The organism is Alteromonas sp. AWJ4_197, assembly GCF_056160285.1.
The window spans coordinates 704,839-726,397 of sequence record NZ_JBSWWW010000002.1; the positions used below are offsets into that span (position 1 = coordinate 704,839).

General features: G+C 49.7%; 15 protein-coding genes. 11 read left to right on the top strand and 4 right to left on the bottom strand.

Annotated elements, in window-relative coordinates; all coding sequences use genetic code 11:
• Positions 1 to 6 precede the first annotated feature (6 nt).
• A complete protein-coding gene (gene cyoE, locus ACXAGC_RS06420) occupies positions 7 to 903 on the top strand; it encodes a heme o synthase (RefSeq protein WP_474843409.1) in 897 nt (298 codons plus the stop codon).
• 104 nt (positions 904 to 1,007) lie between these two features.
• Here the strand turns inward: cyoE and ACXAGC_RS06425 are convergent, their stop codons facing one another.
• The gene (locus ACXAGC_RS06425; protein WP_474843411.1) at positions 1,008 to 1,919 is read right to left on the bottom strand and encodes a LysR family transcriptional regulator; all 912 of its coding nucleotides are present in this window, start codon (positions 1,917 to 1,919) and stop codon (positions 1,008 to 1,010) included.
• A gap of 120 nt (positions 1,920 to 2,039) precedes the next feature.
• Between ACXAGC_RS06425 and ACXAGC_RS06430 the strand changes: the two genes are divergently transcribed.
• Positions 2,040 to 3,146, top strand: a complete 1,107-nt coding sequence (locus ACXAGC_RS06430; RefSeq protein ID WP_474843413.1) for an NADH:flavin oxidoreductase/NADH oxidase — start codon at positions 2,040 to 2,042, stop codon at positions 3,144 to 3,146.
• A gap of 78 nt (positions 3,147 to 3,224) precedes the next feature.
• Here the strand turns inward: ACXAGC_RS06430 and ACXAGC_RS06435 are convergent, their stop codons facing one another.
• Positions 3,225 to 4,148, bottom strand: coding sequence for an alpha/beta hydrolase (locus ACXAGC_RS06435; RefSeq protein WP_474843415.1), 924 nt, complete (start codon positions 4,146 to 4,148; stop codon positions 3,225 to 3,227).
• 68 nt (positions 4,149 to 4,216) lie between these two features.
• Entirely contained in the window at positions 4,217 to 5,809 is a 1,593-nt protein-coding gene (locus ACXAGC_RS06440) for an N-acyl-D-amino-acid deacylase family protein (RefSeq protein ID WP_474843416.1), read from the bottom strand.
• 357 nt (positions 5,810 to 6,166) lie between these two features.
• On the opposite strand from ACXAGC_RS06440, the gene ACXAGC_RS06445 reads away from it, so the two are divergent.
• The 3 genes from ACXAGC_RS06445 to ACXAGC_RS06455 all read left to right on the top strand — a co-directional run bounded on the left by ACXAGC_RS06445 (position 6,167) and on the right by ACXAGC_RS06455 (position 9,986).
• The gene (locus ACXAGC_RS06445) at positions 6,167 to 6,757 is read left to right on the top strand and encodes a porin family protein (RefSeq protein ID WP_474843418.1); all 591 of its coding nucleotides are present in this window, start codon (positions 6,167 to 6,169) and stop codon (positions 6,755 to 6,757) included.
• A gap of 290 nt (positions 6,758 to 7,047) precedes the next feature.
• A complete protein-coding gene (locus tag ACXAGC_RS06450; protein WP_474843420.1) occupies positions 7,048 to 9,240 on the top strand; it encodes a VTT domain-containing protein in 2,193 nt (730 codons plus the stop codon).
• Complete coding sequence (locus tag ACXAGC_RS06455) at positions 9,228 to 9,986, top strand: endonuclease/exonuclease/phosphatase family protein (protein ID WP_474843421.1); 759 nt, start codon at positions 9,228 to 9,230, stop codon at positions 9,984 to 9,986. The genes ACXAGC_RS06450 and ACXAGC_RS06455 overlap by 13 nt, the downstream gene beginning before the upstream one ends.
• Here ACXAGC_RS06455 and ACXAGC_RS06460 read toward each other — a convergent pair.
• Positions 9,962 to 10,936 (bottom strand): LysR family transcriptional regulator, encoded by a 975-nt coding sequence (locus tag ACXAGC_RS06460; RefSeq protein ID WP_474843423.1) that lies wholly within the window; start codon positions 10,934 to 10,936, stop codon positions 9,962 to 9,964. The genes ACXAGC_RS06455 and ACXAGC_RS06460 overlap by 25 nt on opposite strands.
• Positions 10,937 to 11,407: 471 nt before the next feature.
• Between ACXAGC_RS06460 and ACXAGC_RS06465 the strand changes: the two genes are divergently transcribed.
• The 6 genes from ACXAGC_RS06465 (at position 11,408) to ACXAGC_RS06490 (ending at position 21,551) form a co-directional block, all read left to right on the top strand.
• The gene (locus ACXAGC_RS06465) at positions 11,408 to 13,984 is read left to right on the top strand and encodes a TonB-dependent receptor plug domain-containing protein (protein ID WP_474843424.1); all 2,577 of its coding nucleotides are present in this window, start codon (positions 11,408 to 11,410) and stop codon (positions 13,982 to 13,984) included.
• An 829-nt stretch (positions 13,985 to 14,813) separates the two neighbouring features.
• Positions 14,814 to 17,426 carry a TonB-dependent receptor plug domain-containing protein gene (locus ACXAGC_RS06470; RefSeq protein WP_474843426.1) on the top strand — a complete coding sequence of 871 codons (2,613 nt, stop codon included), beginning with the start codon at positions 14,814 to 14,816 and terminating at the stop codon, positions 17,424 to 17,426.
• A gap of 152 nt (positions 17,427 to 17,578) precedes the next feature.
• Positions 17,579 to 18,400, top strand: a complete 822-nt coding sequence (locus ACXAGC_RS06475) for a sulfite exporter TauE/SafE family protein (protein ID WP_119502482.1) — start codon at positions 17,579 to 17,581, stop codon at positions 18,398 to 18,400.
• A gap of 27 nt (positions 18,401 to 18,427) precedes the next feature.
• Positions 18,428 to 19,594: a pyridoxal phosphate-dependent aminotransferase gene (locus ACXAGC_RS06480; protein ID WP_474843428.1), complete on the top strand. Its 1,167-nt coding sequence runs from the start codon at positions 18,428 to 18,430 to the stop codon at positions 19,592 to 19,594.
• A gap of 316 nt (positions 19,595 to 19,910) precedes the next feature.
• A complete protein-coding gene (locus tag ACXAGC_RS06485) occupies positions 19,911 to 21,098 on the top strand; it encodes a methyl-accepting chemotaxis protein (protein WP_474843430.1) in 1,188 nt (395 codons plus the stop codon).
• 87 nt (positions 21,099 to 21,185) lie between these two features.
• A complete protein-coding gene (locus ACXAGC_RS06490) occupies positions 21,186 to 21,551 on the top strand; it encodes a response regulator (RefSeq protein WP_119502485.1) in 366 nt (121 codons plus the stop codon).
• Positions 21,552 to 21,559 lie beyond the last annotated feature (8 nt).

Here is a 21,559-nt window from a genome sequence, read left to right on the forward strand (position 1 = left end):
GGAAATATGAAACCTGTATTTCGTCGATATTTAACCGTGACTAAGCCCGGCATAATTATGGGCAACCTGATCTCTGTCGCCGGTGGTTTTCTGCTGGCATCACGGGGTGACGTTGACTTTATGTTGATGGCGGCAACGCTGATTGGCTTATCACTGGTTGTTGCATCCGGATGTGCAATTAATAACTGCATTGACAGGGATATTGATGCCAAGATGCAACGTACCCGCTCCCGGGTTACCGTGACCGGGGAAATGTCGCTGAAAGCCGCATTCTGGCATGGCATTGTGCTGGGTGTGACGGGTTTTGCCCTGCTGGTGGCGTACACCAACGCCACTGCGGTGTTTTTCGCTGCACTGGGTTATGTGGTGTATGTGGGCGTTTATAGCCTGTATATGAAACGTAACTCTGTGTACGGCACACTGGTTGGCAGCTTGTCCGGTGCGGTTCCCCCGGTTGTGGGTTACTGCGCGGTAAGTGGCCAGTTCGATGCTGCCGCTGCCATTCTGCTGGTGATGTTTAGTTTGTGGCAAATGCCCCACTCTTATGCCATCGCGATTTTCCGTTTCAAAGATTATGAAGCGGCGAATATTCCGGTACTGCCGGTTGCAGAAGGTATCGAAAAAGCCAAACTGCATATCGTGCTTTACATTGCGGTATACGCGATTGTAACCATGATGCTGTCGATTGCAGGTTACACAGGTATCGGTTTCCTGGCCGTCGCCTGTACCACCAGCTTCTGGTGGCTACTGATGGCACTGCGTGGTTATCGCCCTGATACCGACATGACACGCTGGGCGCGTCAGGTGTTCGGCTTCTCCATACTGAACATCACGATCCTCAGTATAGCCATGGCGGTAGACTACCACGATGTAGCACCTAAACTGTTCGCCTTAGCGCTATAGACTTGTGAATACGAAAAAGGGCCGCTCAACTGAGCGGCCCTTTTGTTTGTGCACTGCTTTTATTTCAACACAGATTTCCTTTGTTCACTTCTCTTCCCGGGGTATCACACCTCGCTCAGAATAATTTTAATTTGCTCCCTTATCCATTTTCGCAGGCCGTCTTCATGGGTACGGGGATGCCAGATCTGCTCTATGTTCACATCGGGCAGCGATACCGGCGGCTCGCAGCTGGTAAGGTGCTGACAGGTAGCGGTTGCATAATCAGCGATGGGCTTCAGGCAGGTAAGAAAGACCTCCCGCCCGGTCACAAGTCGCGGTAGCACCATGAAACCTGATGCGCCGGCTACCACCCGCCGGGTTAACCCCGCTTCCGCTAAGGCAGTGTCCACATCACTGCTAAGGTTGCCGGTCAGCGTTGACACTACATGGGGCTTGCTGGCATAAGTTCGCACATCCAGTGGCGTACCCGCGGGGATAAGGGCTTTGTCATGCACCACCCGATACGGTGTAACCATGAGTGACTGACGATAAAAATGTTCGGGAAGATCCCTGAAAAAGCCGGCAATAGCTATGTCACAATCACCTTGCTCCAGCGCCTGCACCGGCAAGCGTCCGGACGTATTGTGCATGACGATGGTTACGCCCGGCGCTTCCGTCTGTACTTTATCCAGTAAACGGGGAAGGAGTAAGAAATCCACCAGATCGGTACCATAAATATGGATTGCCTCTTCCCGCTGTCCGATGGCATCACCCTCTGCATTAACGTAGAACTCTTCCAGACACTTCACCACACAGCATACCTGTTTAGCCATCTGATGCGCTTTGGGCGTGGGTGTAAAGCCGCGTCCGGTGCGGATAAACAACGGATCATCAAACTCACCACGCAGCTTGTTGAGTTTGTGGCTCATTGCGGGCTGGCTCAGGTTCATGCGAAGCGCAGCCTTGTTCAGGCTGCGCTCTTCGTAAAGTACAGTAAACAAATACAACAGGTTAAAGTCTTTTGATGCGATATTCATAAATTGGAATTATATTTTCGAAAACATTCACTTTTTAAAATCATAAACCGCCCCTATTACTGATAGCAAGTCAGGGGAGCATTTTGTTCCCGGCCAACTCATTACCATTAAGGAAACGTTATGCCCGATTTATTCAGCCCTTACACGCTAAAGTCAGTGGAACTCAGAAACCGCATTGCTGTACCGCCTATGTGCCAGTACAGCGCAGACGATGGTCTTCCTAACGACTGGCACCAGGTTCACTATGCGTCACTGTCACGGGGTGGCGCTGGTCTTGTGATCGTAGAGGCAACCGGTGTTGCCCCTGAAGGACGCATAAGCCCGGGATGTCTGGGTTTCTGGAGCGATGAGCATACCCAGGGGCATGCCGCTATTGTTAAGCGCATCAATGAGGGAGGCGCGGTGCCGGGTATTCAGCTTGCTCATGCCGGCAGAAAAGCGTCTGCGAACAAACCCTGGGAAGGTGACGACCACATTGCAGAAGATGATCCCCGCGGATGGCAACCCATCGGGCCGTCTGCGGTACCGTTTGGCGCAAACTTACCCCGTACACCCACGGAAATGACAAAAGATGATATCGAGCGGGTAAAAGCAGACTTTGTTGCTGCCACGAAACGCTCTGTTGAGGCCGGCTACAAGTGGTTAGAGCTGCACTTTGCCCACGGATACCTGGCGCAAAGCTTCTGGTCGCCGGTTGCCAATCAACGGGATGACGAATATGGCGGCAGCCCTGAAAACCGCGCCCGTTTTCTGCTGGAAACCATCGATGCAGTTAAAGCCGTGTGGCCGGAAGATTTACCATTAACCGTGCGTTTAGGCGTTATAGAATATGATGGTAACGATGACAAGCTGGTACCTGAATCCATTGAGCTGATCAAAAAGATGAAAGACCACGGCGTCGATTTTGTCAGTGTATCGGTTGGCTTCAATACACCTGAAGCCAATATACCATGGGGCCCTGCATTCCTGGCGCCGGTATCACAACAAATTCGCGAAGAAGCTGACATTCCGGTCGCTACAGCATGGGGTGTTGATGATCCGATGCTGGCCAATAAAACCATTGAAGACGGACAGCTGGATTTGGTGATGGTAGGGCGTGCGCACCTGGCAAACCCGCACTGGAGCTATGATGTGGCTAAAAAGCTGGGTAAAGAGTCACCTTCATGGGTACTGCCTGCACAGTATGCACACTGGTTAGCCCGTTACGCACCGGCAGATTATAAATAACAGTCTGAACAGATAGTAATCTGAAACGTTGCCCGCAGGGCAACTATGGCGCAGGTAAGTACCTGCGCCATATCATGCTCACTGATTTATCACCCGGGCAGGTATAACCCCGTAGTTTTCCATCCATTCCAGCATATTACTGAACCAGTCAGTGGGATGATTCATCCCGAATCCGTGCCCGCCATCAGGCAGCAGTAACATCTGTACAGGCACCCGCTTTTCCACAAGCCCGGCATGAAATTGCAACGCATTCCCTACAGGCACGGCTTTATCATCATTAGCATGAACAATGAAAGCTTGCGGTGTATTGGTGGTGACATTGTCTTGTGCGGAGAAAGTTGAAATTAATCTGTTGTCCGGCGATTCGCCCAGTAAATTCAGCCGTGATCCCTGATGCGTTACGTCTTCTTTCATTGAGATCACCGGATAGATAAGCACCTGGAAATCCGGACGAAGCATTTTTTTCGTATGCGCTTTATTCACCGGCTGTTTGAACTGAGTTGCCAGTGTGGCAGCCAGATGTCCTCCGGCGGAGAATCCCATTACGCCCACCCTGTCTGAGTCGATTCCCCACTCTTTTGCATGCTGACGCACCAGACTGATGGCCTGCTGCGCATCCTGAAGAGGACCATAGGAAGGGTAATCCATAATGTCTTTCAGTGGCATACGGTATTTCAGCACAAATGCGGTAACACCTGCCCCGGCGAAACGGCGGGCGACATTAAAGCCTTCTTTATCGATGGCCAGCCTTTCATAACCGCCACCGGGCAAAATGATAACAGCGGTACCGTTGCGCTCATCCTCAGGAGGCGCAACCATGGTCAGCTCAGGAGAATCCACTGCGACAACTGAGCGGTCGTTTATCACCTCCCGTCCCTGAAACTCTGTGGGTGTGTGGGCTATTTCCCCGGGGATCCCTTCAGGATAAAGTGTTAATCCGGTTATCTGAACCTGCTCTGCTGACACCGCAACTCCGCTGTTAATCAAAACAATCAGTATCATACCGGATAAACCGGCCTTGCGGCGCTGCAGCGATAATCTTTGCGACAAACATTGGAAGAGAAAGGCCCTCATACTTTTCCCGCCCGGTGAGTCAGGATCTCACCGGCATGCTGCCCGGTCATGCCTTGCGGCGTTTTCACAACAACCCCGTTCACCAGGATATATTCTATGCCGGTGGGGTACTGATGCGGTGCGGTAAATGTTGCATTATCAATCACTGTCTGCGGATCAAAAATCACAATATCAGCACGGTACTGTACTGCCAGCGTACCGCGGTCGGTCAGATCCATGCGTTGTGCCGGTAGTGCAGTCATTTTATGAATTGCCTCAGGCAACGTCAGAGTTCCCTTCTCTCTGACGTAACGACCCAATACCCGGGGATAGGAGCCGTAACTGCGGGGATGAGGATTCCCTTCACCGGGTATTGCACCGGCTGTGTCTGTGGCTACTGAGGTAAACGGATATGCCATGATTTGTGCCACATCCTTCTCGTCAATAGCATGGAAAATGCCTTGCGCGCCTCCCTGCTCTTCAATTTCCATAGCCAGTTCCGCTGCATTTGCCAACGTCTGCGCTCTGCCCTGCTGAGCCAGTACCTGACCAAACGTCAACCCGTCCCATTGCGGATTTGCAGCAAAATGGGCTATCTGCAGCCTTTCCGGATCGCCACCACCGCGGTCTTCACGAATGTTCTTTTCAATGCCGGCTTTCACTTTTGCCCGTGTTGCCGGGTCACTGAGACGTTTTAACACTTCTCTGTGACCACCGGCCAGCGACCAGGGCGGAAACAAAATACTGAAGCGGGTTGATGAAGCGGTATAGGGATACTGGTCCAGTGTCACGTCCATCCCCTTTTCACGGGCCGCGGTAATCATACCCAGCGTTGTTTCGCTGTGGCCCCAGTTTGGCAGTCCCACCAGCTTATGATGACTCACATGCACGGGGATGCCGGTATCTTCAGAAATCGCAATAACTTCTTCCAGCGCTTCAGTGATGAGCGCCCCTTCATCCCGCATGTGCGAAGTAAAAATACCACCGTACTGGTGTGCGGTTCCGGCCAGAGCCTTTACTTCAGCGTAATCAGAGTAGACACCCGGCACATACTTTAAGCCGGTCGACAAACCGAATGCTCCCTCTTCCATCGCTTTGGCCACAAGCGCCTGCATGGCCTTAACTTCATCTGCTGTGGCTAGTCTGCCAGCTTCTCCCATTACTTCACGGCGCACATCATTGTGACCCACCAGCAACGCCAGATTTGGACCAAGAGGTGTCGTGGCAGCCTCTCCGAGAAACTCGCCGGTGTGAACCGGTGAAAATCCGCAATTACCGCCAAGAATCGTAGTGATCCCTTGCTGAACCAGATTTTCCAAACCTGGTTGAGTAGCCGCAGAGCGCTCGGCATGAGAATGCAGATCGATAAACCCCGGGCTGACCACCAGTCCGTCCGCTTGTATCACTTGTGCAGCATCACTGGCTGACAGCTGCCCCATAGCGATTATGATGCCGTCTTTAATACCAACATCAGCAGACACTGCCGGTTTGCCGGTACCGTCTATGACCTCTCCCCCGCGGATCAGAATATCGTACTGCGCTGCCGCCAACGGAAAACACAGTGACAATAATCCTGCCCCCAGAACTGTTTTTACTAATCTGCCTGACATCGACGCTCCCTCTTTCTGATCATTTTTTACTGATTGTCATTGTTGTCCGTTATTTATACCCCGGAGAAAGAGCACATGCTTGTGTTGCATGATGAAGTAACCGCAGAACGGGACTGTATTCCTTACAAAGAGTTTTGAACAGGTTTCATGAGCACCCGTTGAAACGGCCAATATTTCACCGGATTTCTCCTCTTCACCCCGTTTATTGGTCAGTTTACATACAAACGTGTATGGCATGCTCTTTGAAACTGTTTAATCAGCGGGCGGCACTCTCTTCAGGTGTACTCACCTTACCGGTCTCTTTTACCGGTTTACAGGTGCAGCCCATACGCTAAACAAAGTAAGAGGAATTTTCTGATGAAAAAATCAATCACAGCATTCGCGGGTATTGCAGCGCTCACTTCTTTATCAGCTTTCAGTGCTTCCGCACAATCTCTGGACACGCCCTGGCAGGATCAACCGGGTTTCTACGTAGGTGGTAACTACGGATATCTGAAAGTAGACGGGCAGGACGATTTTGATGATGATAATGACGTCATTCAGGGTCTGGTCGGTTATCGTTTTAACCGCTATCTGGCCGTAGAGGGATCGGTTATCGACTTCGGTGATTACGGCCATAACCTGTCACGGGCCGATACTGATGGCTGGACAGCGGGTGTAAAAGGTATCTTACCAATTACTAATCAGTTCTCTGTTTATGCCAAAGCCGGACAACTATGGTGGGATACTGATTATTCAGTGAATGGTGTATCCGGTAGCTACGACGACGAGAGTTTATTCATCGGTGCCGGCGTTGCGTACAATATCACTGAGAACTTCCTCGTGAATGCAGAATACACAGTTTACGATGCGGATCTGGATGCCAATGACCTGGCCGATGATCCCGGCGATGTGGACTTTAATACCGATTTAAAACAAGCCAGTGTAGGTGTTGAATACCGCTTCTGATTTGTAAATGTCACTCAAAGCCTCCGGCATTCCGGAGGCTTTTTTGATTCTGACAACCGGCCGGTCACTCCTGTGTACTAACTTCAGGAAAATTCTACAAACCGGCGGACAAACTTACCTGAAGGCAGGAAGCAGGCTCACCCCCTCACTTTAACATCTGACAAATTTTCCAATTTAAAACAGCAAGATAACCATATAAGACGGGTATCAGGTCGTATGGAATAGTTTCTGCATTTCATAATGCATTTGTCACTTAATATGCTCATTCCGGGTTGGCATGAGGAGGAACGATGTCAGCAGAACAATCTATTTTCAAACAGGGAGAAAATTGCTGGGCGACCAGTCACGCCAGCTTCGCCACTCCACTTATTGATTGTGGTAATTACTACAAAGCTTTGCATTCGGCGATCCTGAAAGCGAAGCACAGTATATTTATCGTCGGATGGGATATCGACAGCCGGATCAGGCTGTTGCGCGGTGAAGACGAGGCGAACTCCGAAGCCCCCTCAGTGGTCAGTGATTTGCTGGCGTGGAAAGCTGAGCAAAACCCTGACATGAAAATTTACCTCCTGCGCTGGGATTCTTCTCTGGCCTTTTTTGCTCAACGGGAAATGTGGGCGAAAGAAGTATGGGATGAGAAAACACCTGACAACGTACTCACGGAACTCGATGACACGATTCCCATGGGAGGCAGTCAGCATCAGAAGATTATTGTTATCGACGATGAACTGGTATTTTCGGGCGGTATGGATATTTCGACCAACCGCTGGGATACCCGTGACCACCCCATTGAAAGTGAAGAACGCAACGGTCCTGACGGACCTTACACGCCACTACATGACGTCCAGATTGTCTCTGCCGGCCCTGTGGTAGAAAGGTTCGCCGAACTGGTGCGCTGGCGCTGGTTGCGCGTAGCCGAAGAAAAGCCTATCGCCATCCGTGAAGAAGCTGAAACAGACCTGGACAGTCCTGTTCCCGCTTCATGGCCGGACGGCTTTGAGCCCTGGTTTGAGAAGGTCGATTGCGCCCTTGCCCGCACTATTCCGTTCATGGACGAAGTTGAGCCTGTACAGGAAGTCCGTCACATGTTGCTTGACCTCATCAATGAAGCAGAACGGGTAATCTATATTGAAAACCAATTCACTTCCCGTCAGGAAATCGCAGAAGCGCTGAACCGCCGTCTGAAAGAAAAGCCTGAACTGCATGTCATTATTGTCAGCTCCTATGAACCAAAAGGTAAATTCGAGTGTGAGGCATTTTGGGCAGGTCGTATTGAATTTAAGAAAATTCTTGAAAAAGACATCGAGCCTGAACGCATCATTATGTCGTATTCGTCCATTACCGACGAGCACGGACAACATGCGACTAAGCGTATCCATTCTAAAGTGATGACCATCGATGACCGCTACGCCGTTATCGGTTCGTCGAATATCAGTAACCGTTCAATGAGTCTGGATACTGAAATCGACCTTGTTCTGTTTGGTAATAATGATGCAAACCGCCGCCAGATAGCCCGTATCCGTGACGATTTACTGGCAGAGCACACCGGCCGAACCGTTGAACAAGTTACCGCAATCATGCAGGAACCTAATCCGGCACGGGCACTAATGGAAGGCCAGCTGGCTCATGGCTATGTGCTTACCCAGGTGCGTGACGAAATATTTACCAGTCAGGAATCAGGTAAAAATTTCTTTTCATCCTTATCTGATCCGGAAGAGCCGCTGATCCCGCCAATTCCGGGATTAAACGGTGAAGCAACACCGGTACGCAATCCCCGCCGCCGCACGATCATGGTTGGTATCGGCGTTCTGGTGATTGCAGCCCTGGCGGCCACGCTGCTGCTCGCCAGTCACTTTATTCCGTGGTTATCGACAGACAATATCAATGCCTTCCTGGAGGAAAGCCGGGGCACCTATTTCGCACTTCCGACGGTTTTACTTGTCTATGTGGTTGGCGGCTTCTTCTTCTTTCCGGTCACCGTAATGTCACTGGCGGTCTCTGCCATCTTTGGACCGGTTTGGGGACCATTGTACGGCATTATGGGCGCCCTGCTGAGTTCCGCGAGCATGTTCGGTGTAGGTAAGCTGGCAGGTAACGCGGGATTGCGTAAAGTTGGCGGGCCGAAAGTTGCTGCTGTTGATGAGAAGCTGAAAACCAGTGGTATTGTTGGTGTCGCCGCTATCCGGATGTTGCCCATCGCACCATTCAGTCTGGTTAATCTGGTTGCCGGCATTTCATCAATTGGTCTGATGCAATTTTTGATTGGAACATTCCTGGGCATGTTCCCGCCGATGATAGCGAAAGGTCTGGTAGGCGATTCTATTACTCAGATTTTCCGCAATCCGTCACCGGAGACGATTTCCTATCTGGTAGGCGGCATCGTATTGTGGGGCCTGATGATTTGGGGCTCACAGAAAATTGCCAAGCGATACCAGGAAAGCAAACAGGTAGAAAAAACAAAGGGTGAAGAATGTGTCGCATAGTCAGTTATAATATCCATAGCGGTATTGGTCGCGACAATAAGCATGATTATCGCCGCATTGGCAGTTATCTTGCCGAACTGGGTGCAGATATTGTGTTGTTGCAGGAAATGGATACGCGGCCTGAACACAGAGATATTGAAACGGACATCAGAGATATTTGCGCCAGTCAGGTGTTTCAACTGGTACCTTCACCGGCTATTACAGAAGCCGGCGGGGGCTGGTACGGGAATGCAGTACTGACCCGCTTTCCCGTGCTGAAAAATGAAATCCTTGATGTGAGTCAGGATGGTTTTCAGCCGAGAAATATTCAGGCTGTAGATTTACTCACGCCGTCAGGACCACTGACAGTAATCAATACTCACAAGGGATTGAAGAAAAGTGAACGTCGTTCACAATTCGCAAAGCTTCATGAATACATTGCCGGCAGAATGAAAGAGAATAAGACGCCTATTGTGCTCGGCGGAGATTTCAATGAATGGCAGTTTTTTACCCGCGCATTCCGTGCTCTGGACAGCGTGCTGAACCAGCACAAAGCGGGGGCCACGTTCCCCAGTCAGTTTCCGCTATTTTCCCTGGACCGGATCTGGACTTCACCGGACATTAAACTACGCCGGATCCGCCGTCTGAAAAATGCCCGCACGAGAATTCTCTCTGACCACCTGCCCGTTCAGGTAGACATTCGCCTCCCCGAACAGGATGTCAGTGATTTACAGGAACCGTTTCAGGCACAGGCGATGCTTGGCTGACGATATTTGAGATCGCCACGCCAGTGATTTAACTCCTGCTCACAGGCAGTCACCCTGCGGATAACATCCCGCATTTTTATGCTTGCATCTGTGAGTGATCCGCTTCGGTTAGTGGCCATTAATACCTGACGGCGCATTTCCGGCTGCTCAATTTTCAGGGCTTTCACCAGGCCACTTTCTTCAAGATGGAAAATGGCAGACGATGGTAAAATCATCGCCCCCTCGCCCTGCAGCAATTGCCTGAGCCCTGTCATCAGCTGGCCCGAATACGCCGTGTTGTGCCTCAACGCAACACCAGTCACTTTTTCGTAATGGGCGATGAGCATCCCCAGCGCATCCCGGCTTCCGGGTGTAAGTAACTCAAACTGGCTGAGTTCCCAGAATTTGATCGTGTTACGATCCTGATATTTCTGATACAGCTCTGACTGGTCGTTCACGCCGAGCACCAGATACATGTACTCCTCGATCAGCGGCTCGCAAACCATTGAAACAGCATCAACATCCTGCTCATAGGTAATGGCGATATCAATCTGATTGGTCTCCAGCCAGCCCCGGACTGAATACGACGGGCCGGTGCTGATATCCAGTTTCAGCTTGCTGGCCGATTTTTTTACTTCCGACAATAACGACATGGACAGCACGTTACCGATAGACGGCAACATGCCAACTTTCACAGTACCTGACCGTTCCGCAACGAGGTGCTGTAAATCGGCTTTAGCCGCATTGATATCGTCAATCAGCCGTCTTGCATGCTTCGCAAAAACCTCTCCGGCTTCGGTTAAAGAAACCCCTTTGAAACTCCTTTGAAACAGCGGTGTGCCCATTTCTCTTTCAAGATTGGCCAGCTGCTGGCTGATTGCCGGTTGTGCAATATCTAACTCTCTTGCGGCTGCGGCAATACTTCCTTTTCTCAACGTGGTGAGGAAGTACTGTAACTGTTTTGAATTCATGACATGTCTCCTGACGCCTCCATCAAAGTTTTTCTGCCGGTGCCCGCACGCGCCTTGTCGTTTTAATTTCTTGTTAATACCTGAACGGTATTCTTTTTTGTATTCCAGTACAGCAACTTATATGCCATTGCAGCGAACATTTACAGATATCAATTGTTAACAAAAAGTAAGCATCCCCTGGATGAAAAAAAACATTTCTGGCCTGATATCCCTGCCCGGCCCGCGATTTCCGGTGCTCCCCGATTGCCCTCAACATATTTTTTATACCCTTCCATATTCTTTTTTCTTCCGCGACGCCGCTCTCATTTTTTAGTCTTTACGAACACAGTTTACAGCTACGCAGCATCGCTGTTCAAAGCTTGTGCATCTTACTGGTGCCGCTGTGAGCCATAGTTGGGCGCGGCCTCCGGATCCTCCATGAGCTGCGCCCGCAAAAAGAGCAATCAGGCAACAAACCGGGAACACACACTCATGAAAATAAAAAAATTAAGTGCGTCTATTTATGCCGGATTAACCGGCATGACCATGGCATTAGCGCTGACTCCTTCTGTATATGCACAGGAAACTGACACTCCTGATGCCGAATCGGATCCATCCCTGGAACGGATTGCTGTTGTTGGTGCGCGGGGTGCGCCGCGTTCAGTGACCAGCTCTCCCGTGCCTGTTGATGTATTGACAGCTGAAGACATGGAAGGTGTAGCATTCTCAGATATGAACGATGTAATGATGACCCTGGTGCCGTCTTACACCCTGTCACGCCAGCCAATTTCTGATGGCGGTACGTTTGTGCGCCCTGCACAGATGCGTGGTCTGCCCACTGACAAAACACTGGTTTTAGTTAACTCCAAACGCCGTCACCGCTCTCCGCTGGTGCAAATCGGTGGCTCAGGTACGCAAGGGCCTGATCTCGCAACCATCCCGACTGCGGCTATCGGTTCTGTTGAAGTACTGCGCGACGGTGCGGCCGCACAGTATGGCTCAGACGCCATCGCAGGGGTCATTAACTTCCAGTTAAAAAATAACAGTGAAGGTGGCTCACTGTCAGCCGAGCTGGGCCAGTATTACGAAGGTGACGGCGATCAGATGGTGATCAGCGGTAACAAAGGTTTTGCGTTAGGTGAAGACGGATTCTTAAGTATTTCTGCTGAAATTACTGACTCAGAAGCGACCTATCGTGGCGAACAGTACTGTGAAAGCTGGTTCTGTGTGACCGACCAGTCTGAAGAATATATCGCTGCTGCGATTGCAAGTGCTAATGCCGTTCACGGTTCAGATGAAGTACAACCCTGGGGCCAGCCAAACTCTAAAGGCACCCGTGTATTTTTTAACTCAGGTTATACGATTTCTGACGAAGTAGAATTATACGCATTCGGTAACTATTCAGAGACCGAGGGCGATGGTTCCTTCTTCTATCGTTATCCGGGCAACGGCACCATTGAGGACATCCGTCTGCAGGATGGTTCAGTCTGGAGCCCGCTGGAATTCTTCCCCGGTGGTTTTACGCCGCGCTTCGCAGGTGAAGTTACCGACTACTCACTGGCAGCCGGAGTGAAAGGGATGAGTGGTAAGTGGACGTATGACATCAGTGGCCGCTTTGGTTCCAGTGAAATTGATTACACCCTGAGCAACACCATCAATCCGTCGATGGGTAACGAGTCCCCGACTTCATTCAAGCCGGGCTCACTGACCAACGAAGAGAAGCAACTTCAGGCTGATTTCACCTATGATCTGGACGAATATATTTTCGCTTTCGGTCTGAGCTACATGGACGAGTCTTATGATATCTCCGGCGGTGAAGAAGATTCCTATACTGCAGGTCCATATGCCTCAGCGGATCCATGGGGTTTCTGTAACGATGACGGCACAGCGACGGCGGCAGGCTCAGCCATTGCAGACCTGGACTGTGCAGACGAATCCGACCCGGTTTACACTGTAGTTGGCGTAGGTTCCAACGGCTTCCCGGGATACTCTCCCGAATTCTCCGGTGAATATAACCGTGACTCTTACGCTGTTTACACCGACATTTCCGGTGACGTAACAGACAAACTGTTTGCTCAGGCAGCATTACGTTACGAAGACTACTCTGACTTCGGTTCTGAACTCGTTTATAAAGTGGCCGGTATTTACCAGCTTACCGATGAAATCGCACTGCGTTCTTCATACGGTACGGGTTTCCGTGCTCCGACTCCGGGACAGCAAGGTACAACAAACGTATCCACCCGGCTGCCTAACGGCTTCCCGGTTGCTACCGGTCTGTTCCCTGCCAGCAGCGCAGTTGCTCAGGCGCTTGGAGCCAGTGCACTTGCACCGGAAAAATCCACCAACATTACCTTTGGTATGACGGCGGATTACGGCGACTTCACCCTTACTGTGGATTACTACAATATCGAGCTTGAAGATCGTCTGAATGCCATCTCAACGCTGGATGTCAGTTCTGATCCTGATGCAGAAGACCCGGAAGATTATCAGCGTTACCTGAGCCTGGCGAATGCCGGTGTTTCCGGTGCGGAATCAATCGGTGGTGTGTTCTACTTCCAGAACGCTTTCGACACCACAACCGAAGGTGTAGATGTAGTAGCAACATATAATATGCAGTCAGATATGGGTGACACCACCTTCACTGCATCATTTAACTACAACAAAACCACACTGGATAACGATCCTGAAAACTTCTACAACGAAGAAGATGAGTTTGACCTGGAAAACGGTACGCCGGATTTCCGTGGTACTGCCTCAGTTAAACACAGCATTGAAGACTGGATGATTGTTGCCCGTATGAACTACTACGGCGAATATGAAAATGCCGCGAGCAGTTCTCTGGATGTGATTCAAACCTTTGGTACAGAAATCCTGTTCGACCTTGAGCTGACTTATCACATCAGTGAAAGTCTGTCTCTCAGTGCCGGTGCCCGTAACCTCTTTGACGAGTATCCGGACGCTGGTACTGACGAAATGGGTGAAACCTGCTGTGGTCGTATTTACCGCTCAGACTCTATTGTTGACTGGCAGGGTGGCTATTACTACACCAAGTTAAACTATACCTTCTAAGAACACACAACCTCTTTAAACAGCAATCAGGGCCGGCTTTCTTGCCGGCCTTTCTTTTTCCCTCCAAGCACACGATTTGTGCCTGCGCTTATATCCGCGTCCGTGCAGTTAAATTCTCCGCAGGCGAAGGCAGTCTCCGCTTCTGTTACTCCCGAATAAGAAGCCACTGATGTGTATTTACTCTCAGATAGAAGAATAATTTGACGGTATTTCAACCGGCAACTAACTTCATATGAACAGAGCGTGTTCCTGACAGGTAACCGCATAGCCGTATTTGTGCGAACGCAGGGTGTAAATTTTAGCTTTAGTTATCCACCTGCAACCAGCCTTAACAATGCGATAAGAAAAACTAAACAATCAAAATAAGCCTCTACACAACAAACTACAAATAAACAATGACTTAAAACTTCTTTATGGCAATTATTAATTTATTGTGACGGCCACATAAAACTTAAAAAACACTTTATTTTCAATAAATTAAGATAAGGCGTATAAATACCCGCCGGCGATTAGTTGTTAAAAATTCGTTTACAGGACGCTGAAATTAAAAAAAATTTCTGCCTGATTTAGTCATTACTCCATGATTTTTATACTTTTTGTCACCCCCTCCATATTTTTCCTATAGCCCTACATATTCTTTTTTCTTCCGCGATACAGGTCTGTTTTTTTAGTCTCGATTACACACAGCACGCCACCGATACAACGTTGTATCAAATATTCTGACCGCCAGGGGCGGCTGTGAGTTATTGTTGGGTGCAGTGTCGAGATTTCTCCCTGGCCTGTATCCAAAGAAAAAAAGCCATCAGGCAAATTTTGGGAACACACATTAATGAAAATAAAAAGGCTCAGTGCGTCAATCTATGCCGGATTAACCGGCGTGACTCTGGCTTTCGCTCTTTCTCCTTCTGTTTACGCACAAGAAACTGATACCCCCGATGCTGAATCCGATCCGTCTCTGGAACGTATAGCGGTTGTCGGTGCCCGTGGTGCCCCCCGTTCAGTAACCAGCTCTCCGGTTCCCGTTGATGTATTCAATGAGGAAGATCTGGAAGCGGTTTCTTTTACCGATATGAACGATGTTGTCCGCACCCTTGTCCCTTCTTATACCGTTTCACGTGAACCTATTTCAGATGGTGGTACGTTTATCCGTCCGGCTTCTCTTCGCGGACTGCCAACGGATAAGACGCTGGTACTGGTTAACTCTAAGCGCCGCCATCGTGCAGCTCTGGTGCAAACCAGCGGCTCAGGTACCCAGGGACCAGACCTTGCAACAATTCCTACAGCCGCAATCGGTTCGGTTGAAGTGCTTCGCGACGGTGCTGCTGCACAGTACGGTTCAGATGCGATTGCAGGGGTAATGAACTTCAACCTGAAAAACAATTCTGAAGGTGGCAGTTTTTCTGCAGAATGGGGCCAGTACTATGAAGGTGACGGCGACCAGCTCACGCTGACAGGAAACAAAGGCTTTGCCCTTGGAGATGATGGTTTCCTGAGTATTTCTGCAGAGTACACCGATAACGAAGCCACCAGCCGTGGCGAGCAATATTGTGTATCGTCATTCTGTCTGGATAAATCCAACCCGAACTACGATCCCGACGCATCTTATAACGCTTATCTGACAGATGACTTCCTTGCAGCCGCAGAAGCCATGGGGCAGGAATCGCAGGGCGCGAACGTCGTACAGCCCTGGGGCCAGCCAAATTATGAATCAGCAAAGGTCTTCTTCAATGCCGGCTATGTTTTTTCTGAAGCAGCTGAACTCTATGCGTTCGGTAACTACTCAGAAAGCTCCGGTGACGGTGCGTTCAACTACCGTAACCCAACCAACAGTGTGAATGCCGATATTCGCCTGCCTTCAGGTGAAACATGGAATGCACTTGAGTTCTTCCCGGGCGGCTTTACTCCCCGCTTCGCCGGTGATATTACTGATTATTCACTGGCAGGCGGCGTGAAAGGTGCCTCAGGCGATCTGAGCTATGATTTCTCTGCCCGTTACGGTTCAAACGAAATTTCTTACTCCATCTGGAATACATTCAACCCGTCATTAGGTAACGAATCACAAACTTCATTTGAACCGGGCGATCTGGTGAACGAAGAAATGCAGTTACAAGCTGATTTTGTTTATGACTTTGACGGTTACGCCTTTGCATTCGGTCTGAGCTACCTGGATGAATCTTATGAGATTCAGGAAGGAGAGGAAGCATCATACACTGCCGGCGCTTATTCTCAGGCAGATCCATGGGGATTCTGTAACGATGACGGCACAGCCACTGAAGCCGGTTCTGCTATTGCAGACCTGGATTGTGCAGACAGCTCTGACCCTGTGTATACCGTAATGGCTGTAGGATCAAACGGTTTCCCGGGATACTCTCCTGAGTTCTCCGGCGAATACAACCGTGATTCCTATGCAGCTTATGTAGATATTTCCGGTGATATCACCGACAGTATTTTTGCTCAGGCAGCGCTGCGTTACGAAGACTATTCAGACTTTGGTTCTGAGTTAGTTTACAAAGTAGCCGGTATTTATCAGGCAACGGATGAAATTGCTCTGCGTGCCTCCTACGGTACAGGCTTCCGGGCTCCGACGCCGGGCCAGCAGGGTACAACAAACGTTGCGACGACGTTTATCAACTCTGAGCCTGTTGCGGTAGGTTTATTCCCTGCCAGCAGTGACGTTGCCCAGGCCCTGGGTGCCAGCACACTGGATCCGGAAACCTCCACTAACATTACGTTTGGTTTAACTGCGGATTACGGTGACTTCACTTTCACTGCTGACTTCTATCACATCGAAATTGAGGACCGTTTCAACGCGATTTCAACGCTGGAAGTTTCTACAGATCCTACTGCCGGAGACGAGTATGACAACTATCTGGCCCTGGTGGCAGCCGGTGTTTCAGGCGCTGAATCCATCGGTGGCGTACGTTACTTCCAGAATGCGTTTGACACCACCACTCAGGGTGTTGACCTGGTAGCAACTTACCGCCTGTCTTCGCAATACGGTGATACCACATTCTCAGCCTCATACAACTACAACGATGTAGAGTTTGATTCTGACCCGAGTGAGGTGTTTAACCCTGAAAATATTTATGACTTCCTGAACAACACGCCGAATTCCCGCGCGATTTTGTCAGCAAGACATAACTATGACGCGTGGCAGGTTGTCGCCCGCCTTAATTACTATGGCGAAAACTCAAACTCTGATTACAACACCAATACTGAAGTACTGACTATTCAGGACTTCGACAGTGAAATGCTGTTTGACCTGGAAGGCTCTTACCTTGCAACAGAAAGTCTGCGCATCACGGTGGGTGTTCGTAACCTGTTTGATACCTATCCACAGTATGACGAAATCGAAGCGTCGAATGGCCGTCTGTACCGTTCAGATTCTATCGTCGACTGGCAGGGTGGTTATTACTACACCAAGTTGGAATACACATTCTGACCTGTACTGGCGGGTAGCTGTTTTACGGCAAGTCGACCTCGTGTCGGCTTTGCTGTGAAAGAGCCGGGGGAGTTCACTTTCGCTGCTTACAGCTGAGATACCCCCTGAGGACATACCCTCTTTAAATTAATGTTTAGCGGAGTTTTGTAGTTATGGAAATCGAGTTGGTCTGGTTTGTTGTTACGTTATGTGCTGCAGGTGCCATTGCCGGCATAACGTCAGGCCTGTTTGGCAACGGTGGCGGCTTTGTTGTCGTGCCTGCCCTGTCTATTGTCTTTCCCTTCTTTGTTCCCGATTCTGATGAAATCGTGAAAGTGGCTATCGGCACGTCTTTAGCCTCTATTGTTGTTTCCAGCCTGCGTTCTGTAATTGCCCACAAAGCGAAAGGTGCTGTGGACTTTGCCGTACTGAAATCCTGGTCGGTATGGATAGTCCTTGGCGTCATCGGCGGATTACTCATTGCAGATAACACCAGTGCAGGCGGACTTAAAATTGTCTTTGCAGCCGGTGTACTGCTTTACTCAATTTACTTCCTGTTCCCCGATTTTGTCGTGCGTCCGGGAATGTATTTCTCTATGCCCAAAGGTATCGGTAAAGCCACCCTCGCATTTGTGCTGGGTGGTTTTTCTGCCTTACTGGGTATTGGCGGTGGAACGCCCACCGTTATCACCATGGTCATGTGCCGCCGCACAATTCAGCAGGCAGTTGCCACTGCTGCAGGTGTCGGCTTTCTCATCGGCCTGCCAGGCGCGTTGGGCTTTTTGTTCATGCGCCACTCTGAAACTGCCGCCCTGCCGGTGGGTACCGTGGGATATGTCAATATTCCCGCCCTTATTGCCATCAGTATCGGTTCGATTATGACGGCCCCTATTGGTGCCAACATGGCGCATAACTTCAGTGAAAAAATGCTCAAAAGACTGTTTGGCATTTACTTAATCATCGTGTCACTCGGCATGTTTTATAAAGCCCTTTAGTCTTTTCACTTTCAAAGGAACTTATTTATGACTTACAACCCTGCACGACGTTTATTCTTAGGCGGCAGCCTGGCTGCTACAGCAGCCGGCGCAACCGGTATTATTACTCCTGCTGCGCTGGCAGCAGGTTCTTCAGTGGCGGCGCCTCACGTAATGTACGGCCCTCAGGCCGGCATCGCCAAGCTGAATGCAAATGAAAACCCCTATGGTCCGAGCCCTGCTGCTCTTAAAGCCATTGCAGAAGCCTCGTCCACCGGCGGTGCCTATTATGCTTATCAGGCGGGCATGTACTTAACTGACATGATTGCAGAAGAGTATGGCCTGAAAAAAGAAAATGTGGCAATTACCGCCGGTTCCAGTTTGATTCTGGCCTTCGCCGCTTATGCCGCCACATCAAAGGGAAAAATACTAGGTCCGGATCTTTTCTGGGACACCACATCTAAGGCCCCAATCAGCCAGGGCGGACCGGATATTGTGCGGGTACCCAACACAGCTGATCTGGATATTGACCTCGATGCACTGTACAACGCTATCGATGACAACATTGCCATGGTCCATATTTGCAACCCGAATAACCCGACCGGCAAAGTGCTCGACACGAAAAAGCTGCAGGATTTCTGTATAAAAGCCTCGAAGAAAACGCTGGTGCTGGTTGATGAAGCGTATAACGAACTGATCAGTGATGGCCCTGCACACTCAATGATCCCGCTGATCAATCAGGGCCACAATATTATCGTGGCGCGTACTTTCTCAAAAATTTATGGCCTGGCCGGCATGCGTGTGGGTTACATGCTTGGCTCAGAAGAAAATATCAGCTTTATCAATCAATATGGTCTCGGCGGCTATTCCATCAACCAGGCCGGCTTGGCAGCAGCGATTGCGAGCTTTAAAGATGAAGCCTTCAAAGACTTCTCACGGGATAAAGTGATGGAAGCCAAAGACATGATTATGTCGGCAGTTAAAGCGAATGGTTTGACGGCACTGCCATCAGCGACTAACTTTGTTTTTGTGAATCTGGGTGATAATGGCGATGCCAATGCCTTCCGTGCTGCTATGGAAACAGAAAATGTGCTGATCCGCGGACAGTACCGGACTTACAAGCCCTGGTCGCGGGTGAGTACCGGTAAAATCGAAGATGTGAAGATGTACGTCGACGCAATGCCAAAAGCGCTGGAAGCCATGTACAAGGCGTAACTGTACGTTAAACACAATGTAATCTGGTCGATGAGAGGTGCTGTAAGGCGCCTCTCATTCTGCTGCATGCCTGATAATCCCCCCTCTTAATCCGGTTCGCAATTGCGACAATCACGACATTCCTGACGATTGAGAATTTTTTTTCTACATTCCTTTCATTACTGAAATTCTTGTCTATAACTTAAATTAACGTGCGCCTGATAACGCATCAGGCAAATCCTTTTGGTCAGTAAATTTCTAAAATTTCACACAGTCTGGACCCAAAGAGACAGAAAAAGCCGACAACGTGCAGGCAGTAACAATCCCGGAATGTATTATGATGAGTGACAATCAAATTATGGTCGGAATAAAAAATACACCACCAATTGCAATGATTGGTGCAGGCGTGAGCCTTGTTGTGGGCTTTGGTTTAGTGTCAGTGGGTCTTGCTTATCCGGCAATAGTCGTTTCTTCCATCGGCGTTTTTCTGGCAGCAAAAATGCAATCAGGAGATACAGAACCACAGGCCGAAACTCAGGCTGTACACGCTGAGCCTGTATTTGAACAACAGGAAGTCACCGGCGATATGATGTCGGTAACTCAGGATATGGCTAAAATTATCAGTGACTGTGAGAAAAACCTGTCTGACATTTTCAATACACAAACCGATGCGGTAACCACTCTAAGTGAAGCTTTCCTCAATTTGCAACGCCTTGTAGGCGAGCAAAACACCTGTATTACCCGACTGATTCAGGCAGATTCTGACAGCGGCGAAATGTACTCAAACCGCATGCGTACCTTTGCTGATGAAACAGAGAAGTCACTGGATAAATTCCTTGAGTCTACCGAACAGATTTCAGAAGGCACCACCACCATTCTGGAAAAAGTAAACCGTATCTACGACACCATGCCTACAGTGCTTAAAGCCCTTGGCGATATTGATGATATTTCTGCCCAGACTAACCTGCTGGCACTGAATGCTGCAATTGAAGCGGCACGTGCCGGTGAAGCAGGCCGCGGCTTTGCTGTTGTTGCAGACGAAGTTCGTGCTCTGTCGAACCGCTCCACTCAGTTCAGCGGCGTTATCAAGAAACAGATGGAAAACATCGGCGTGCAAATTGATGAACTCACGCAGGATGTCCGCACACTCGCCGCCCAGGATACAAGCTATATCATTACAGCAAAGCGGGACATTCAGGGAGAGCTGGACGCGATTATCGTAAAAGCTGAGAGCGACGCGAACACAACGAATGAACTTGAAGGGATCTCCGGTCAGCTGGACAGTGCTATCGGCTCTGCTATCCGCGGCATGCAGTTTGGCGACATTAACGGTCAGAACCTCACCTATACCCAGGAAATGCTCACAATCGTTAATGAGCAACTGCCTCTGCTGGGAACCAATGATATTGCCACGGTTAAAAAGAACCTGGAAGAGCTGCAGAGCAGCATGAAAAACCGGGCTAACCTCGATCATAATCCGGTATCTGCCAGCAGCATCGATGCCGGAGAAATTGAATTATTTTAGCAACCACCAGCGCGGCTCGCTTGTTAGCCGGGATGACATGGAATCGCCGGATTCGGCGCAACACGTGAAAAAATTGTCGGGAGTATTATGAGTAAGAATATCCTCATTGTTGATGACTCACCATCAATCCGCCAGATGGTAGAAGTGACCTTAAAGTCAGCCAGTTACCCTGTAACTACCGCCGTAGACGGACAGGATGCGTTAGATCAATGCAAAGTGAAACGCTTCGACTTCGTTTTAACTGACCAGAATATGCCAAGAATGGACGGTTTGACGCTGATCAAAAACCTTCGCGGTATGTCAGCCTATGCCCGTACGCCCATTATCGTGCTCACCACGGAAGCGGGTGACGACATGAAGGCAAAAGGGAAAGCTGCCGGTGCCACAGGCTGGATGGTTAAGCCTTTCGACCCTGCCAAATTACTTGCGGTTGTAGGTAAGGTTCTCGGTTAGTTGTAACA

Excerpts from the sequence above, each read along its gene's own strand:
- ACXAGC_RS06440 (WP_474843416.1), bottom strand. The coding sequence starts at position 5,809 with ATGTCAGGCAGATTAGTAAAAACAGTTCTGGGGGCAGGATTATTGTCA.
- cyoE (WP_474843409.1), top strand. The coding sequence starts at position 7 with ATGAAACCTGTATTTCGTCGATATTTAACCGTGACTAAGCCCGGCATA.
- ACXAGC_RS06485 (WP_474843430.1), top strand. The coding sequence starts at position 19,911 with ATGATGAGTGACAATCAAATTATGGTCGGAATAAAAAATACACCACCA.
- ACXAGC_RS06430 (WP_474843413.1), top strand. The coding sequence starts at position 2,040 with ATGCCCGATTTATTCAGCCCTTACACGCTAAAGTCAGTGGAACTCAGA.
- ACXAGC_RS06475 (WP_119502482.1), top strand. The coding sequence starts at position 17,579 with ATGGAAATCGAGTTGGTCTGGTTTGTTGTTACGTTATGTGCTGCAGGT.
- ACXAGC_RS06465 (WP_474843424.1), top strand. The coding sequence starts at position 11,408 with ATGAAAATAAAAAAATTAAGTGCGTCTATTTATGCCGGATTAACCGGC.
- ACXAGC_RS06435 (WP_474843415.1), bottom strand. The coding sequence starts at position 4,148 with ATGATACTGATTGTTTTGATTAACAGCGGAGTTGCGGTGTCAGCAGAG.
- ACXAGC_RS06470 (WP_474843426.1), top strand. The coding sequence starts at position 14,814 with ATGAAAATAAAAAGGCTCAGTGCGTCAATCTATGCCGGATTAACCGGC.
- ACXAGC_RS06460 (WP_474843423.1), bottom strand. The coding sequence starts at position 10,936 with ATGAATTCAAAACAGTTACAGTACTTCCTCACCACGTTGAGAAAAGGA.
- ACXAGC_RS06445 (WP_474843418.1), top strand. The coding sequence starts at position 6,167 with ATGAAAAAATCAATCACAGCATTCGCGGGTATTGCAGCGCTCACTTCT.
- ACXAGC_RS06425 (WP_474843411.1), bottom strand. The coding sequence starts at position 1,919 with ATGAATATCGCATCAAAAGACTTTAACCTGTTGTATTTGTTTACTGTA.
- ACXAGC_RS06455 (WP_474843421.1), top strand. The coding sequence starts at position 9,228 with ATGTGTCGCATAGTCAGTTATAATATCCATAGCGGTATTGGTCGCGAC.
- ACXAGC_RS06490 (WP_119502485.1), top strand. The coding sequence starts at position 21,186 with ATGAGTAAGAATATCCTCATTGTTGATGACTCACCATCAATCCGCCAG.
- ACXAGC_RS06450 (WP_474843420.1), top strand. The coding sequence starts at position 7,048 with ATGTCAGCAGAACAATCTATTTTCAAACAGGGAGAAAATTGCTGGGCG.
- ACXAGC_RS06480 (WP_474843428.1), top strand. The coding sequence starts at position 18,428 with ATGACTTACAACCCTGCACGACGTTTATTCTTAGGCGGCAGCCTGGCT.